11 protein-coding genes and 2 tRNA genes are annotated in these 15,001 nt (G+C 71.0%); 6 read left to right on the top strand and 7 right to left on the bottom strand.

Translation table 11 applies throughout. The features are described 5' to 3' along the window. Window positions 1-7: 7 nt before the first annotated feature. The 7 genes from AC3WQY_RS01815 to ppc all read right to left on the bottom strand — a co-directional run bounded on the left by AC3WQY_RS01815 (window position 8) and on the right by ppc (window position 10,446). Complete coding sequence (locus AC3WQY_RS01815; RefSeq protein ID WP_492705296.1) at window positions 8-1,057, bottom strand: DNRLRE domain-containing protein; 1,050 nt, start codon at window positions 1,055-1,057, stop codon at window positions 8-10. Between the two features lie 18 nt (window positions 1,058-1,075). Beyond that, window positions 1,076-1,726, bottom strand: a complete 651-nt coding sequence (locus AC3WQY_RS01820) for a DVUA0089 family protein (RefSeq protein WP_492705298.1) — start codon at window positions 1,724-1,726, stop codon at window positions 1,076-1,078. 72 nt (window positions 1,727-1,798) lie between these two features. After that, entirely contained in the window at window positions 1,799-4,621 is a 2,823-nt protein-coding gene (locus tag AC3WQY_RS01825; protein ID WP_492705300.1) for a tetratricopeptide repeat protein, read from the bottom strand. Window positions 4,622-4,629: 8 nt separating this feature from the next. Next, complete coding sequence (locus AC3WQY_RS01830) at window positions 4,630-5,226, bottom strand: ECF-type sigma factor (RefSeq protein WP_492705302.1); 597 nt, start codon at window positions 5,224-5,226, stop codon at window positions 4,630-4,632. Between the two features lie 73 nt (window positions 5,227-5,299). After that, a complete protein-coding gene (locus AC3WQY_RS01835) occupies window positions 5,300-5,911 on the bottom strand; it encodes a sensor histidine kinase (RefSeq protein ID WP_492705304.1) in 612 nt (203 codons plus the stop codon). After that, window positions 5,908-7,530 (bottom strand): tetratricopeptide repeat protein, encoded by a 1,623-nt coding sequence (locus AC3WQY_RS01840; protein WP_492705306.1) that lies wholly within the window; start codon window positions 7,528-7,530, stop codon window positions 5,908-5,910. The genes AC3WQY_RS01835 and AC3WQY_RS01840 overlap by 4 nt, the downstream gene beginning before the upstream one ends. A gap of 75 nt (window positions 7,531-7,605) precedes the next feature. After that, window positions 7,606-10,446 carry a phosphoenolpyruvate carboxylase gene (gene ppc, locus AC3WQY_RS01845; RefSeq protein WP_492705308.1) on the bottom strand — a complete coding sequence of 947 codons (2,841 nt, stop codon included), beginning with the start codon at window positions 10,444-10,446 and terminating at the stop codon, window positions 7,606-7,608. A gap of 119 nt (window positions 10,447-10,565) precedes the next feature. On the opposite strand from ppc, the gene hemC reads away from it, so the two are divergent. The 6 genes from hemC (at window position 10,566) to AC3WQY_RS01875 (ending at window position 15,000) form a co-directional block, all read left to right on the top strand. Beyond that, on the top strand, window positions 10,566-11,495 hold the full coding sequence (gene hemC, locus AC3WQY_RS01850; protein ID WP_492705310.1) for a hydroxymethylbilane synthase: 930 nt from the start codon (window positions 10,566-10,568) through the stop codon (window positions 11,493-11,495). A gap of 6 nt (window positions 11,496-11,501) precedes the next feature. Beyond that, window positions 11,502-12,278, top strand: coding sequence for a uroporphyrinogen-III synthase (locus tag AC3WQY_RS01855; protein WP_492705313.1), 777 nt, complete (start codon window positions 11,502-11,504; stop codon window positions 12,276-12,278). Between the two features lie 26 nt (window positions 12,279-12,304). Continuing rightward, entirely contained in the window at window positions 12,305-13,411 is a 1,107-nt protein-coding gene (locus AC3WQY_RS01860) for a uroporphyrinogen-III C-methyltransferase (protein ID WP_285232810.1), read from the top strand. 17 nt (window positions 13,412-13,428) lie between these two features. Further along, entirely contained in the window at window positions 13,429-14,676 is a 1,248-nt protein-coding gene (locus AC3WQY_RS01865; RefSeq protein WP_492705315.1) for a heme biosynthesis HemY N-terminal domain-containing protein, read from the top strand. 45 nt (window positions 14,677-14,721) lie between these two features. Next, window positions 14,722-14,798, top strand: a tRNA-Arg gene (locus AC3WQY_RS01870). Window positions 14,799-14,923: 125 nt separating this feature from the next. Further along, window positions 14,924-15,000 (top strand) — tRNA-Arg (locus AC3WQY_RS01875). The last annotated feature ends 1 nt before the right edge of the window (window position 15,001 follow it).

Here is a 15,001-nt window from a genome sequence, read left to right on the forward strand (position 1 = left end):
GGCGGGTTCAGGGGCCGGTGACGTTGCTGGCGCTGATGCACATGACGTAGGCGCGCACCGCCCGGCTGCTGCTCGAGTTGTTGTTGATGCGGCAGGCATAGCCGCCGCGCTGGTTGTCGGGGTTGGGGCCGGCGTAGTTGACCGTGATGTCGGTCTGCGCGCTGTTGTAGTCGCGGTGACCGCAACCACCACCCACCACAAACATATTGCTGGGGCAGTAGAGGTTGAGAGAGGCATGGTTGTTGGCTGGCAGGCTGAAGTCGGAGCGGCCGTAGGCGAGGTTGACCGGCCCCGCCGGCCCCTGCGGCCCTTGCGGGCCCGCTGCGCCTGTTGCGCCGGTGGCACCGGTCAGGCCTCTCGGACCCTGGGTGCCCGTTGCGCCGGTCGCTCCCGTGGCTCCGGCCGGGCCGGTGGCGCCGGTGTCGCCCTTGGGCCCGACCGGGCCGGTCGGGCCTGGCAGGCCCTGGGGCCCTTGCGGGCCCACCGGCCCCTGGTCCATCAGGCTGATGTCCAGGCTGGGGCCGTGACCGGTGGCGGTGTTTTCCTTGCTGTCCAGGAACAGCTGTGTAGCCGGCGCACTCAAGGCGGGTTGCAGCAGCAGGCCCAGATTGGTGGCGGGGTTGTTGATCCAGCCCTTGACCTGACTCGTTATGTCGATGCTGATGTATTGGTTGGCCTGGCTCACCGTCGCTACCGGGCCGCTGCCCGCGCCGCTGTTGGGCGGCGCGGCGGCAGCGCTGACGCTGCTCTCGCCCCAGCCGCCGTTGACGCTCAGCACCTCGATGGCGCCGGGCACGCCGACACGGTTGACGAACAGCTTCAAATTGGCCTTCTGCAGCTTGGCAGCGCTGAGTCCGGCGGGCAGCACGCCGGCCAGGTCAAAGCGCAGCAGCACGCTGGCGCCGCCGCCCACACCCAGTTGTGGCAGGCTGCCAAAATTGATGCTGGGCGTGAGGTTGCTGATCTGCGCGTCGGCCTGCAGCGGCACATCGAGTGCGCGCGCGCCACCGGTGCATGCGAGCAGGGCCAGTGCGCTGGCGATGCGGAAGTGCTTCATGGTCAAGCCCCCTTGGCCTCAGGCCTGTTCCAGGTAACGGCGCCGCCGCGCGATCAGTCCGGCGCTACCCAGCAGCATCAGCAGCGCGCTGGCGGGCTCGGGCACGCTGGCGGCCTGCATGTCGAAGGCCCAGTGGCCGCTGCGCTGGCTGGCATCGACCTGCACAAAATGCTGGCCGGGCTGGCCCAGGTAGGCGAGGCCGGTGTAGTCGGGGATGCCGGTCTGGCTGTAGCCGTCGCTGAGCAGGCTGCCGAGCGGCTCGTTGCCATCCTGCGAGAGCACCAGGGTGTAGTGGCCGGCCGGCAGGGCCATGCTGAAGTGCGCATCCCAGCAAAAGCCGCTGGCCGGGTCCGGGCTGCTCGGGTCGCCGCAGGCGCCGGCGCTGCCACGCGCCAACTGCAGCAGTTCGCCGCCCGCGCTGAACAGGGCCAGCACCGGCGCGAAGCCGCCGGCGGCGATCTGCTGGCCCAGCGCGTTCTGCCCGCCCGCGAAGGAAAAGCTCTGCACGCTCAGCTGATCGTCCTGGCTGAGCCAGACGCTGGTACTGAAGAGCTCGTCGTCCAGGCTGAAATCGCCCTGGAAGGACTGTGTGGCGGCCTGGACCGGGCCTTGCGCGATACCCAGTCCGAGGCTTGCCAGGGCCATTGCGGCCCAGATGGTTGCTTTCATCTTGATCCCCTGTTGCAGCGCTTTGCTGCTCTATGGGGATAAGGGCGGTGGCGCCGGCCGGCCTATCAGGGCCTAGGGTTTGTCCGGGGTCCGAGCCAGGGCCGCGGCCGCCTCGGCCACATCGAGACGCAGACGCCGCAGGCTGGGGTGTTCGGGCGCGACCGTGGCCAGGGCCAGTTGCAGTGCGGCCTGGTGATGCTCCAAGGCCTGTTGTGCCTGCCGCAGGTGGCTGGCCAGCAGGCCTTGCAGGCGCAGCAAGGCCACGCGGCGCAGCGGCCGCAGCGCCGCCTCCTGTGCCTGCACCAGTGCAACACCGGCGGCGGCCGTGCTGCTGTCGCCCTGCAGCAGGGCGGCTTCGGCCAGGGTCAGCTCGGAGTCGATGCGGTCGTTGTGGGCCGCCGGCAGGCGCTTGCGACGCTGCACGGCCGCCTCTTCGAGCAGCGGCTGGGCTTCGGCGAGGCGGCCGGCGCGCAGCAGCCAGCGGCCCAGGTTGTGGCGCGCGCGGGCCAGGCTCAGGTCGTCCGGCTTGAGGGCGGCCTGCCGGATCGCCAGCGATTCGCGGTACAGGCTTTCGGCGGCCGGGTCGCCCAGGTCCTCCAGCGCGGTGGCGAGGTTGTTGATATTGACCGCCACGCTCACCGAGCCGCGCCCCTGCAGCTGCTCGTGCAGGGCCAGCGCCTCACGGTAGGCGGCGATCGCCTCGGCGCTGCGGCCGCCGTCCTGCAGCACGCTGGCCAGCTCGTTGAGCGCGCTCGCCACGGTGGCGCTCTGCGGCCCGTGCACGGCGCGGCGCTGCGCCACCAGCTCGCGCAGCAGGGCCTCGGCCTCGTCGACGCGGTGCTGGGCGGCCAGCACCACGGCCAGCGACTGCATGCTGGTGAGCACCGACGGATTCTGCTCGCCGAGCAGGCGGCGCTTGAGTTCGAGGGCGCGGCGGAACTGCGCCTCGGCCTCGCGCAACTGGCCGGCCCGCAGCGCCAGCGAGCCGAGGTTCTGGATCGCGATCGCCACGTCCAGGTGCTCGGCGCCCTGCCTGGCGAGGCGTATCGCCAGTGCCTTGTCCAGGCAGCGGCGCGCTTCGTCGAGGGCATCGACGCGCGTCAGCACCAGGCCCAGGGTGTTGTAGGCGTCGGCCAGCTCCAGGGCATCGGCCGCCACCAGGGGCTGGCGCAGCGCCAGCGAGCGGCGCGCCGGCGCCACCGCCTTGGCCTCCTGGCCATCGTTGGACAGCGTCACGGCCAGGCGGCTCAGCAGCGCCGCCTCGCGCAGCGGCTGGCGCTGTGGCTTGGCGCGCTCCAGGGCGATGGCCTGTTCGTACAGCTCGACCGCGGCGCGCGGCTTGCCGATGTTCTCGTAGACCTTGCCGAGCACGCCCTTCATCGAGGCCTGCAGCGCCGGCTGGCCCTGCAGGTCGCGGTCCATGCGCTCGCGGCCCTTGTCCACCAGAGTGGCGGCGCTCAGGTCGGGCCGGCCCGAGACGCGCGGGTCGGCGCCCTCGAACAGCGCCACCATGAAGTCGCTCACCTGGCGCGTGGTCTCGGCCTCCTGCTGGGCCAGCCGGCGGGCCGCCTCGGCGCGCCGCCGCTCGGCATCGGCGCGTGCCTCGGCGGCCAGGGCCGCATCGCGCTCATGCTGGGCCTGGGCGCGCGCTTGGGCTGCCTGGTCGCGTTCCGCCAGGGCATGGCGTTCGGCGCCCTGTGCCTGCGCGGCCGAACGCTCCGCCTGCGCGGCCGAGGCACGCGCCAGCGCCTCGGCCTGCAGCGCGCGGTCGCGCTCCTGCACCACGCGCAGGGTGAACAGGGCCGCCATCAGCAGCGCACCGCTGCCCGCCAGCACCCAGGGCCAGCGCCGCCGCAGGAATTTGCGCGCCACATAGCCGGGGCTGCGCGGCAGCGCGGCCAGCGGCAGATGCTGGCGATAACGGCGCAGATCCGACATCAGCGCCGCCACGCTGAGGTAGCGCGCCTCCGGCTGCGCGGCGGTGGCGCGCCGCACGATCGCCTGCCATTCCGCGGGCCGCGCCGCCGCCGGGCCCAGCGCCTGCAGCAGCTCGCCCAGCATGGCGCCGAGGCTGTAGATGTCGCTGGCGCTGCTGGCCGGCGCGCCGGCGCGCTGCTCGGGGCTGGCATAGCGCGGCGTCAGCGCCAGCGTCTCGCCGTCCTGCGCGCTGCCGTCCACGCCACTCTCAGCGCGCTTGCCCTGCAGCTGGGCGATGCCGAAGTCCAGCAGCATGGCGCGGCCGTCGCTGCCCACCAGCACGTTGCCGGGCTTGATGTCGCAATGCACCACCAGCTGGCGGTGCGCATAGGCCACCGCCTCGCACACCATCAGGAACAGCTCCAGCGTGGCCTCCAGCCCGAGTTCGTGCTCGTGCTGGTAGACGTCGATGCGCTGGCCCTCGACATAGTCCATCACCAGATAGGGCTGGCCGCCGGGCGTGCTGCCGCCATCGATGAGGCGCGCGATATGGGGGTGGTTCAGGGAGGCGAGGATCTGGCGCTCGCGCGCCAGCTGGGCCAGCGCCGCCTCGCCCGACCAGCCGCGCAGCAGCTTGATGGCGGCGCGCTGCTGGTAATGGCCGTCGCTGCGCTCGGCCAGGTAGACCATGCCCATGCCGCCATGGCCCAGCTCGGACACGAGGGTCCAGGCGCCCAGGCGCTCGCCGGGCCTGAGCTCGGCGCCGCCGACGCTGGCCAGCATGCCCGCCACCGGCTTGGCAAAGCGGGTGGTGGCGTCGTGGCCGGCCAGGCGCAGCACGCGCGCCCAGAGCTGCGCCGGGGCGGCTAGCTCGGCCAAACGCCGGCGTTGCGCGGCCTCGTCGGGCAGGTCGCAGATCTCGTTGAACAGCGCCTTGACCTGGGCGAAATCGGGGTCGGCGGCGCTGCTGCTGCTCATGCCCGCTCTCAGGCTTCCAGCTCGCGGCCCAGTTGTTCGGCCAGCCAGGCGCGCGCGAAGCGCAGCTCGCGGTCCACCGTGGGCACCGAGATGGCCAGCACCTCGGCGATGTCGGCGCGCTGCAGGCCGGCGAAATAGGTCAGCTCCAGCACCTGGGCGCCGCGCGGGTCGTGGGCGCCGAGCTGGTCCAGCAGCGCGTCAAGGGTGAGCAGATCGGCCGCCATCGATTCCTCGCCCAGCGCCGCCGATGTGAGGGTGAGCTGCACGCGGCCGCCGCCGCGCTTGTCGGCGAGGCGGGCGCGCGCATGCTCGCGCAGCACGCTGCGCATGGTCAGCGAGACGGTGGCGAAGAAGTGCGCGCGGTTCTGCCAGTCGCTGGGCGCGGCCATCAGGCGCAGCATGGCCTCGTTCACCACATCGCCCTTGGCCAGGGTGGCGGCGTCGTGGCCGCGCAGACGCGAGGCCGCCATGCGCAGGAACTCGCCATGCACCGCCTGCACCACGCGTTCGAAGGCGGCGCCGTCGCCCTTTTTCCAGGCCTGCAACAGCACGGTCATGGCTTCGACGGTGTCGCCCGGGGCGGGCTGGGCAGGGGCGCTGGTCATGGCGGCGGGAGGCTGAAAGTGGCGGCAGTGTAGCCGCCGCCCAGCGAGGAAGTTAGGGGGCAGGCCGGGTCATTCAAGGCAGCAGGATTTCAAAGCGCGTGCCGCCGCCGGGACGGTCCAGCAGGCTGACGCTGCCGCAGCGCGCGCCGAGCTGGTGGGCGCGCGCCACCGCCGCGCAGAGTTCCTGGCCCAGGCCGGTGGAGGATTGGGCCGAGGGGTCGGCGCTGCCCAGGCCGGGGCCGTCGTCGTCCACCGAGAACACCAGCTGGCCGTCGCGCACGCCGGCATCCAGCACCACCTCGCTGCGCGCGAAGCGCCAGGCGTTCTGCAGTGCCGCCTCCAGGGCCAGGCGCACCAGCCGCGGGTCGAAGTACCAGAAGGCCGGCGCGCCGCTGCAGGGCCCCAGGCGCAGCGGCGCATGATCGGGGCGCGAATCCACATGCAGCAGGCCTTGCAGAAAGGCCTGCGGCGACTCGTCCGAGGCCTGCGCCAGCAGGCGGCTGCCGTCGGCGCCGTAAAGCGTCAGGTAGGCGATCAGGCGCTGGCGCAGCTGGGCGCAATGCTGGTGGGCGCGGTGCGCCAGCTCGGCCTCGGGCCGCCGCTCCAGCTGCGCCAGCTCGGCCTCCAGCACCCCCAGCTGGTTCTTCAGGTCATGGATCAGCAGGGCCAGCAGTTCGCGGTTCATGCCAGGGCGCTGAGGGTGTCGCGCAGGTATTTGCGCATCTGGGCGACGCGGTCGTGGCCCGGCAAGAGGCGCTCCAGGCGGCTCAGATAGCCGCGCACCTGCTCGACGCGCTGGGCATCCAGCTGCTTGCGCAGGCGCAGCACCATGCAGTTCATCTGCGCGCATTCCATCAGCACGGTGGTGTTCTCCGGGAAGGCGTGCAGCTCCGCCTCGAGGGCCGCCAGCGCTTCGTCGAGCCGGCCGGCGCGCAGCGCCAGCTTGGCCTGGTGCAGCCGCGTCTTCAGGCCGCCGCTGGTGGCGGTGACGATGTTGGCGATCTCGGCCTCGTGGCCGGTGTCGCGCAAGGCCTTGCTGACGAGCTGCTGCATGCGCGCATTCTCGTGGTCGGCGCTGACCACCTTGCCCAGCAGGGCCAGCCCGCGCTCGGCCTGGCCGGTGGCGAGGGCGGCGCGCGCCACCGCGATGGTGGCGAAGTCGGCCTTGGCCTGTGGCGTTTCGGCCAGCGCCTGCTCGGCCAGCTCGCGCGCCTTCTCGGCCTCGCCCAGCAGGGCATGGGCCTGGGCGCTCAGAGCCAGCATGGCGGCGGCCTGTTCGGCGCTGCGCTGCACCTTGCCGGGCGGGTCGACCAGCACCGCCAGCGCCTCCTTGGCCTCGCCCAGGTCGATATGGGCCTGGGCCAGCACCAGCGCATCCATGGGCTGGGCGCTCAGCGAGCCCTGGCTGGACTTGAGCGCGCGCGCCAGGCTTTGCTTGGCCAGTTCGGTATCGCCGTTGCGATAGGCGCTTTCGGCCAGCGTGCGCATGCGCTTGGCCGACGGCACGATCTCGGCCGCCTGCTTGAGCACCGCCAGCGCCTCGTCCTGGCGGTCCATCGCCTCCAGGGCCTGCGCCAGCAGCTCGTGCGCGGCCAGGTTCTTGGCACCCTCGGCGCTGCCGATGAGTTCGCGCATCAGCTGCACGGTCTCGTCAAAGCGGCCGGCAGCCCGGAGCGCGCGCGCCTGGCCCAGCTGGGCCCAGATCAGCTGCGGGCGCAGCTCCAGCGCCTGCTGGTAGACGGCGCGCGCCTCTTCCAGTGCGCCCAGCTCCAGCAAGACCTGACCCTTGAGCTGCAGGGCCTGCATGGTCCAGCGGTCCTTCTTGGCCAGCAGGGTGTCGCAGGCCTTCAGCGCGGCGGCCAGGTCCTTGCGGCCGAGCTGCTTGTGGATGTCCAGCAGGGCCTGGCGCTTTTCCAGCTGGGCCTTGAGGCGGTCTTCGATATCACCCGCGGTGATGGGCTTGAGCAGGTAGGCGTCGGGCAGGTGCTCGCTGGCGGCGGCCACCGAGAGGTAGCTGTTCTCGGCCGTGATCATGAAGAACAGGCAGTCCGGCGCCAGCAGCTGGTGCTCGCGCAGGTATTCCAGCAGCTGCTGGCCGTCGGTCTTGTGGTTGAGGTTGTAGTCGCACAGGATCAGGCCGAAGGGCTTGGCGCGCACATGGCGCAGCGCCTCCTCGGCCGAGCTGGCGCCCTCGATCTTGTGGATGCCCAGCATGCCCAGCTGGCCGCGCAGCGTGGTCTGCTGCGTGGCCATGTCGTCGACCACGAGGGCCTCGATCCGGGAGTAGGGGGTGTCGGCGCGCATGCTCGTCCTGTGCCTTCCAGCAAGCACCCGGGGTGGGGTGCGCCGAGCTTACAGGACGAGCGGGGCGCTGGGCAATCAACCGGTGTTGCGCAGGCCCGCCGCGATGCCGTTGATCGACAGATGGATGCCGCGCTGCACGCGTTCCATGCTGGGGTCCTCGGCGCGCTGCTCGGGCGCCACCGCGCGGTAGCGCCGCATCAGCTCGACCTGCAGGTGGTTGAGCGGGTCGATATAGGGGAAGCGGTGCTCGATCGAACGCGCCAGCGCCGGGTTGGCGGCCAGGCGCTTGTGCTCGCCGGTGATCAGCGCCAGCGCCTCCTGGGTGCGCTGGAACTCGGCCTTCACCGCCTCGAAGATCTTTTTGCCCAGGCGCTTGTTCTCGACCAGCTCGACATAGCGCGCGGCGATGTCCAGATCGGTCTTGGCCAGCACCATGTCCAGGTTGGACAGCAGGGTGCGGAAGAAGGGCCATTGCTTGACCATGCGCTTGAGCAGGGTCAGGTTTTGCGCGCGCTGGGCCGGCTCCTTGCCCAGGAAGGCCTGCACCCCCGAGCCGAACCCGCACCAGCCCGGCAGGGCGATGCGCGACTGGCCCCAGCTGAAGCCCCAGGGAATGGCGCGCAGGTCCTCGATGGCGCGGGTGGCCTTGCGCGAGGCCGGGCGCGAGCCTATGTTCAGCTCGGCAATCTCGCGGATCGGCGTGGAGGCGAAGAAGTACTCGGCGAAGCCGGGCGTGTCGTAGACCAGGCCGCGGTAGGCCTTGAAGCTGGCGTCCGAGAGCGCCTGCGCGGCTTCGAGGAAGCTCCTGGGCGCGCTCTTGGTGGGGTGCAGCAGGGTGGCTTCCAGCGTGGCCGCCACCAGGGTCTCGAGATTGCGCCGGCCGATCTCGGGGTTGGCGTATTTGGAGGCGATCACCTCGCCCTGCTCGGTGAGGCGGATCTGGCCGTTCACCGTGCCGGGGGGCTGGGCCAGGATGGCCTGGTAGCTGGGGCCGCCGCCGCGGCCCACCGTGCCGCCGCGGCCATGGAAGAGGCGCAGGGTGACGGGCTGGTGCTGGGCCTTGAGCGCCTCGAACAGCTCCACCAGCGCGATCTCGGCGCGGTAGAGCTCCCAGGAGCTGGTGAACACGCCGCCGTCCTTGTTGGAGTCGGAGTAGCCCAGCATGATGTCCTGCTCGCCGCCCGAGCGCTGCACCAGCGCGGCAATGCCGGGCAGGGCGTAGAACTCGCGCATGATGCCGGGGGCCTCGCGCAGATCGCCGATGGTCTCGAACAGCGGCACGACGATCAGGTCGCTGATGGCCTCGCCATCCAGCGTGCCGCGCAGCAGGCCGACTTCCTTGAGCAGCAGCATCACCTCGAGCAGATCGCTCACCGACTCGGTGTGGCTGATGATGTAGTGGCGCAGGGCCTCGCGGCCGAAGCGCTGCAGCACCTCGCGCGTGGCCTCGAAGATGGCCAGCTCGCCCTGGGCCCGCTCGCTGTAGACCGCGCCGATCACGCGCAGCGGGCGGGCGTCCTGCAGCAGGTTCAGCAGCAGGCCGCGGCGCTCGGCCTCGCTGAGCGCGCTGTAATCGGCCTGGATGCGCGCGGCCTTCAGCAGCTCGGCCACCACGGCCTCGTGCTGGTCGGAGCTCTGGCGCAGGTCCAGCGTGGCGAGATGGAAGCCGAACACCTGGATGGCGCGCATCAGCGGCTTCAGGCGCGGCGCGATCAGCGCCTCGGCATGGTGGCTGCGCAGCGAGCTTTCGATGATGCGCAGATCGGCCAGCAGCTCCTCGGGGCTCAGATAAGGGTCCTGCGGGGCCACGGCATGGCGCAGCGCCTCGGTGCCGGTGAGCTCGTGCAGGGTGGCGGCCAGGCGCGCGTACATGCCGGTGAGCGCCCGGCGGTAGGGCTCGTCCATGCGGTGCTCGTTGCGGTCCGGGCTGCGCTCGGCGAGCAGCTGCAGCTCGGGGCTGATGCTTGCCAAGCGGGCCGAGATCGAGAGTTCGGCGCCCAGCTCATGCAGCTCGGTGAGGTAGTGGCGCAGCGCCACCTCGCCCTGGCGCTTCATCGCATGGCGCAGCGTCACGGCGGTGACGTTGGGATTGCCGTCGCGATCGCCGCCGATCCAGTGGCCCATGCGCAGAAAGCTCTTGAACTCGTGGCCGGGCAGGGCCTCTTCCAGCTCGGCGTAGAGCTTGGGGATCTGGCGCAGAAAGGTGGCGTGGTAGTAGGAGAGCGCGTTCTCGATCTCGTCGGCCACCGTCAGCTTGGAGTAGCGCAGCATGCGCGTCTGCCACAGCTGGGTGATGCGGGCGCGCATCAGGGTCTCGTTGTCGCGCAGCTCGCGCTCGGTGTGCAGGGTGTCGCGCTGGCCCACCAGCTCGGCGATGGCGCGCTCGGCGTCCAGGATGCTCTTGCGCTGCACCTCGGTGGGGTGGGCGGTCAGCACCGGCGAGATGAAGCCATGCTGCAGGGTCTTGGCCACCTCGGCCGGGCGCACGCCGGCCTCGTGCAGGCGCTCCAGCGCATAGGCGAGCGAGCCCGGCTGCAGGCTGCCGGCGCGCTCGTGGATCTCGCGGCGGCGCACATGGTGGCGGTCTTCGGCGATATTGGCCAGGTGCGAGAAATAGCTGAAGGCGCGGATCACGCTCACGGTCTGCTCGCCCGAGAGGCTCTTCAGCAGCTTGTCGAAGCTCTTGCCGGCCTGTGCATCGCGCTTCAGGCGGAAGGCCACCGAGAGCTTGCGGATGCGCTCCACCAGCTCATAGGCGTCGCGGCCCTCCTGCTCGCGGATCACCTCACCGAGGATGCGGCCCAGCAGGCGGATGTCGTGCATCAGGGGCGCGTTCTTGTCCTTGGCTGCGGCCTTGGTTGTGTTGACGGCCGTCTTGACGGCGCGTGGCGCGGGATGGGCTGGTCGGGCTGGCATGGTCTGGAGTTGGGGCGTTGGAGATGAGGCGCGTGTAACCAAGTTACCAGTTTTCGACTTTAACAGTTTCTTTGCGCAAGCCGGAATGGGGCCGCACCGGGCTGCGCTAGCATGAGAGCATGACGCAACAACTCTTGATCGCGACGCGCGAAAGCCGCCTCGCGCTGTGGCAGGCCGAGCATGTGCAGGCCCTCTTGGCCGAACGCCTGAAACTCGATGTGGGCCTGCTGGGCATGACCACGCGCGGCGACCAGATCCTCGACCGCGCGCTCTCCAAGGTGGGAGGCAAGGGCCTGTTCGTGAAGGAGCTGGAGACGGCGCTGGAAGAGGGCCGTGCCCATCTGGCCGTGCATTCGCTCAAGGATGTGCCCATGGACCTGCCCGAGGGCTTTGCCCTGGTGAGCATCCTGGAGCGCGAGGACCCGCGCGACGCCTTCGTCTCGAACCGCTACGCCAGCCTGGCCGAGCTGCCGCAGGGTGCGGTGGTGGGCACCTCGAGCCTGCGCCGCGTGGTGCAACTGAAGAATCTGCGCCCCGATCTGCGCATCGAGCCGCTGCGCGGCAATCTGGACACGCGCCTGCGCAAGCTGGACGAGGGCGGCTACGACGCCATCGTGCTGGCGGCCGCCGGGCTCAAGCGCCTGGGCCTGGCTGAGCGCATCCGCAGCCTGTTCGCGGTGGACGAGATGATTCCCTGCGCCGGCCAGGGCGCTCTGGGCCTGGAGGTGCGCGCCGATGCCGCGGCACTGAGCCAGCAGCTTGCCGGCCTGATGCACGAACCCACCTGGCTGGCCACGCAGGCGGAGCGCGCGGTGTCGCGCGCCCTGGGTGGCAGCTGCAGCATGCCGCTGGCGGCGCACGCGGTATGGGAGGGCGGCGAGTTGCAGCTCGCCGCCGCGCTGGGCCATCCCGAGCACCATGACAAGCCGCTGCTGAAAACGCTGGGCCGCGGCCAGCCGCGCAACGAGGCCGAGGCGCGCGCGCTGGGCGAGCGGGTGGCGCAGGCGCTGCGCGAGCAGGGCGCCAGCGCCTACCTGGCGGCCGCCTGAGTGGTCGTGCAGCCGGGCTCGAGCGAGCGCACGCTGCTGCTGACGCGGCCCCGCGCCCAGGCCGAGGACTGGGTGGCGCGCATGGCGGCGCAGGGCGTGCCGACGGCGGTGCTGCCGCTGATCGCCATCCAGCCCGGCATGGCGCCGGACGCCGCGGCGCTGGCCTGGCGTGAGCTGCCGCGGGCGGCGCTGGCCATGTTCGTCAGCCCCAATGCGGTGGCCGCCTTCTTCGCGGCCCAACCCGCCGGCATGGCCTGGCCGGGCGCGACGCTGGCGGCCACGGTCGGCCCCGGCAGTGCCCAGGCCTTGCGCGCGGCGGGCGTGCCGGCCGAGCTGATCGTGCAACCGCCGGCGGACGCGGCCAGCTTCGACTCCGAACATCTCTGGCCCTTGTTGGCCGGGCGCGACTGGGCCGGCCGGCTGGCGCTGATCCTGCGCGGCGACGGCGGGCGCGACTGGCTGGCCGAGCGCCTGCAGGAGCGCGGCGCCCAGGTGCGGCAGATCTCCGTCTACCGGCGCGCCTGTCCGCAGCTGGACCCCGCTGAGCGGGGGCTGCTGGACGCCGCGCTGGCCGCGCCCGAGCGCATGGTCTGGCTGTTCAGCAGTTCCGAGGCCATCGGCCATCTGCAGCAGTTGGCCGGGCCCGGCGCGGTCTGGTCGCGCAGCCTGGCGATCGCCACCCATGAGCGCATTGCCGAGCGCGCGAAAGCCCTCGGATGTGGGCATGTGGTTTTGGCGCGACCCGAGCCCGGCGCCATCGCCGCGGCGCTGCGAAGCCTCTAGGTGCGGACCCTACAATCTGCGCCAACGTGAGCGAGCTTCCCAACCCCCTTCAAGACGCGGTGCCGCAGCCCCTGGCAGCGGCCACCTCGCGCCCTTCGATGCTGATGCCGGCGCTGGCCGCGGGCCTGGCGGTCTGTACCCTGGTGGCCCTGGTGCTGGCCTGGCAGAGCAACAGCCGGCTGCGCAATCTGGAGCAGGAGCTGGTGCGCCGCCAGGACAGCAGCCAGGCGGCGGCCCAGGAGGCCGCCAACCAGGCCAAGCAGTCGCAGGACCTGAGCCGCGACACCGCCGCCAAGGTGGCCCTGCTGGACGCGCGCCTGGCCGAGGTCTCGCTGCAGCGCGGCCAGCTGGAAGAGCTGATTCAATCGATGTCGAGATCGCGCGACGAGAACGTGGTGGGCGATATCGAAGCCTCGCTGCGGGTGGCCCTGCAGCAGACCAGCATCACCGGCAGCGCCGAGCCCCTGGTGGCCGCGCTCAAGCAGGCCGACGAGCGCCTGGTGCGCTACAAGCAGCCGCGCCTGGAGGGTGTGCGCCGCGCCGTGGTGCGCGACCTGGACCGCGTCAAGGCGATCAGCGTGGTCGACGTCTCCACCCTCAGCATCAAGCTCGACGAGGTGGTGCGACTGGTCGATGAGCTGCCCCTGCTGTCCGCGGCCGACAAGGCCGGCGAGCCCGCGGTGGCGCGCCAGGCAAGACCTGACACCAAGCCAGCCCCAAAGCCCGCCGCCAAGCCGATCGAGCCCGGCATGGCCGGCTGGTGGGAGCTGGTGCAGCAGCGCTGGGGCGAGACCGCCGGGCTGGCCTGGCAGGAAGCCAAGTCGCTCTTGCGGGTGACGCGCATCAACCACCCCGAGGCCATGCTGATGGCGCCGGAGCAGGCCTATTTCCTGCGCGAGAACATCAAGCTGCGCTTGCTGAACGCCAGGCTGGCGCTGTTGAGCCGGCAGTTTGAAACCGCGCAGAGCGACCTGCGCGACACCCTCGGCATGCTGGATCGCTACTTCGATGCGCGCTCGCGCAAGGTCGCGGCGGCCAATGAGTTGCTGCGTCAGGTGGTGGGTCAGGCGCGCCAGGTGGCGGTGCCACGCCCCGATGACACGCTGGCGGCCCTGGCCGCCGCGGGCCGCTGATCCGGAGCCCGATCCCCATGCGCACGGTGATCTGGTTGGTGCTGCTGTTCGCAGTGGCGGTGGTGGCGGCCCTGACCCTGGGCAGCAACGATGGTTTGGCCAGCTTCTACTGGAATGGCTGGCGCCTCGACGTCTCGCTGAATCTGTTCCTGCTCACCCTGGTGGGTAGCTGCTTTGCGCTGGTGACGGTCATCAAGGCGATCGATTCGCTCACCACCCTGCCGCGGCGCGCGCGCGAGTGGCGGTTGGCGCAGCGCGAACGCAGCGCCCAGCTGGCGCTACGCGATGCGCTGGGCGAGTATTTCGGCGCGCGTTACGGGCGCGCCCAGAAGGCCGCGCAGAAGGCGCTGAGCATCCAGGCGCAGACGCCCGATCTGGCTCAGGACGCCGGCTTCATGGCGCTGGGCCATCTGCTGGGCGCGCAGAGCGCGCACCGCATGCAGGACAAGCGCCGCCGCGACGAACAACTGCAGTTGGCCCTGGAACTGGCGCAGCGCTCGCCCCAGGCCAAGGCGCAGGAAGAGGGCGCCCGCCTGCTGGCCGCCGAATGGGCGCTGGACGACCGCGACGCCGGCCGCGCGCTGGCGCTGCTCAGCGATCTGAGCCCCGGCGTGGCGCGCCGCACCCAGGCCCTGCGCCTCAAGCTGCAGGCCGCGCGCATGGCCAAGCAGCCGCTGGAGGCCTTGCGCACGGCGCGTTTGCTGGCCAAGCACCAGGGCTTTTCCAAGCTGGCGGCGCAGGGCCTGCTGCGCTCGCTGGCCTTCGAGGCGCTGGAATCGGCGCGCGATGTGGACCAGCTGCGCAGCATCTGGCAGCACCTCGATGCGGCCGATCGGCGCGATGTCTTCGTGGCCGCCCGCGCGGCGCAATGTGCGGCCGCGCTGGGCGCGCCGGACGATGGGCGCGGCTGGCTGCGCCCGGCTTGGGAGGAGATTGCCGAGCTGGGCGCCGATGAGCGCGTGGCCTTGGCCGAGGCCCTGGTGGTCTGCATGCCCGGCATGGGCCCCGAATGGCTGCAGCGCCTGGAGCAAGCCGCGCAGCGTTTCCCGCGCGACAACTACATGGCCTACGCCCTGGGCCATGCCTTGGCCGAGCGCCAGCTCTGGGGCAAGGCGCGGCTGATGCTGGAGCAGGCGGGTGGCGACCGCGCACTCTCGGTGGCAGCACGCCGCCGCAGCTGGCTGACCCTGGCCGATCTGGCCGGTCGCGATGGTGATGCCGAGCGGCGCGCCCGCTGCCACGAGGCCGCGGCCACCTTGGCTTGAAGACTTGCCGAGCCCGTTCATTTCAGGCTATACTAGACAGCTTCAGCGGCTGTAGCTCAGTTGGATAGAGTACTTGGCTACGAACCAAGGGGTCGTGGGTTCGAATCCTGCCAGCCGCACCAGATTTACCAAGCCAGTGAGCTTTCACTGGCTTTGTTTTTCTGGTTCTCGAGAGAGATGTGAAAATTGAAAATCAAGCGCTTAGCTTGTGTATGCGATAAAAAGCATGCTATAGTCTAAGGCTTCGGCGGCTGTAGCTCAGTTGGATAGAGTACTTGGCTACGAACCAAGGGGTCGTGGGTTCGAATCCTGCCAGCCGCACCAG

The organism is Roseateles sp. FW301-B2, from assembly GCF_058788955.1.

Coding starts and splice junctions, on each gene's coding strand:
- AC3WQY_RS01815 (WP_492705296.1), bottom strand. CDS start 1,057: ATGAAGCACTTCCGCATCGCCAGCGCACTGGCCCTGCTCGCATGCACC.
- AC3WQY_RS01820 (WP_492705298.1), bottom strand. CDS start 1,726: ATGAAAGCAACCATCTGGGCCGCAATGGCCCTGGCAAGCCTCGGACTG.
- AC3WQY_RS01825 (WP_492705300.1), bottom strand. CDS start 4,621: ATGAGCAGCAGCAGCGCCGCCGACCCCGATTTCGCCCAGGTCAAGGCG.
- AC3WQY_RS01830 (WP_492705302.1), bottom strand. CDS start 5,226: ATGACCAGCGCCCCTGCCCAGCCCGCCCCGGGCGACACCGTCGAAGCC.
- AC3WQY_RS01835 (WP_492705304.1), bottom strand. CDS start 5,911: ATGAACCGCGAACTGCTGGCCCTGCTGATCCATGACCTGAAGAACCAG.
- AC3WQY_RS01840 (WP_492705306.1), bottom strand. CDS start 7,530: ATGCGCGCCGACACCCCCTACTCCCGGATCGAGGCCCTCGTGGTCGAC.
- ppc (WP_492705308.1), bottom strand. CDS start 10,446: ATGCCAGCCCGACCAGCCCATCCCGCGCCACGCGCCGTCAAGACGGCC.
- hemC (WP_492705310.1), top strand. CDS start 10,566: ATGACGCAACAACTCTTGATCGCGACGCGCGAAAGCCGCCTCGCGCTG.
- AC3WQY_RS01865 (WP_492705315.1), top strand. CDS start 13,429: ATGCGCACGGTGATCTGGTTGGTGCTGCTGTTCGCAGTGGCGGTGGTG.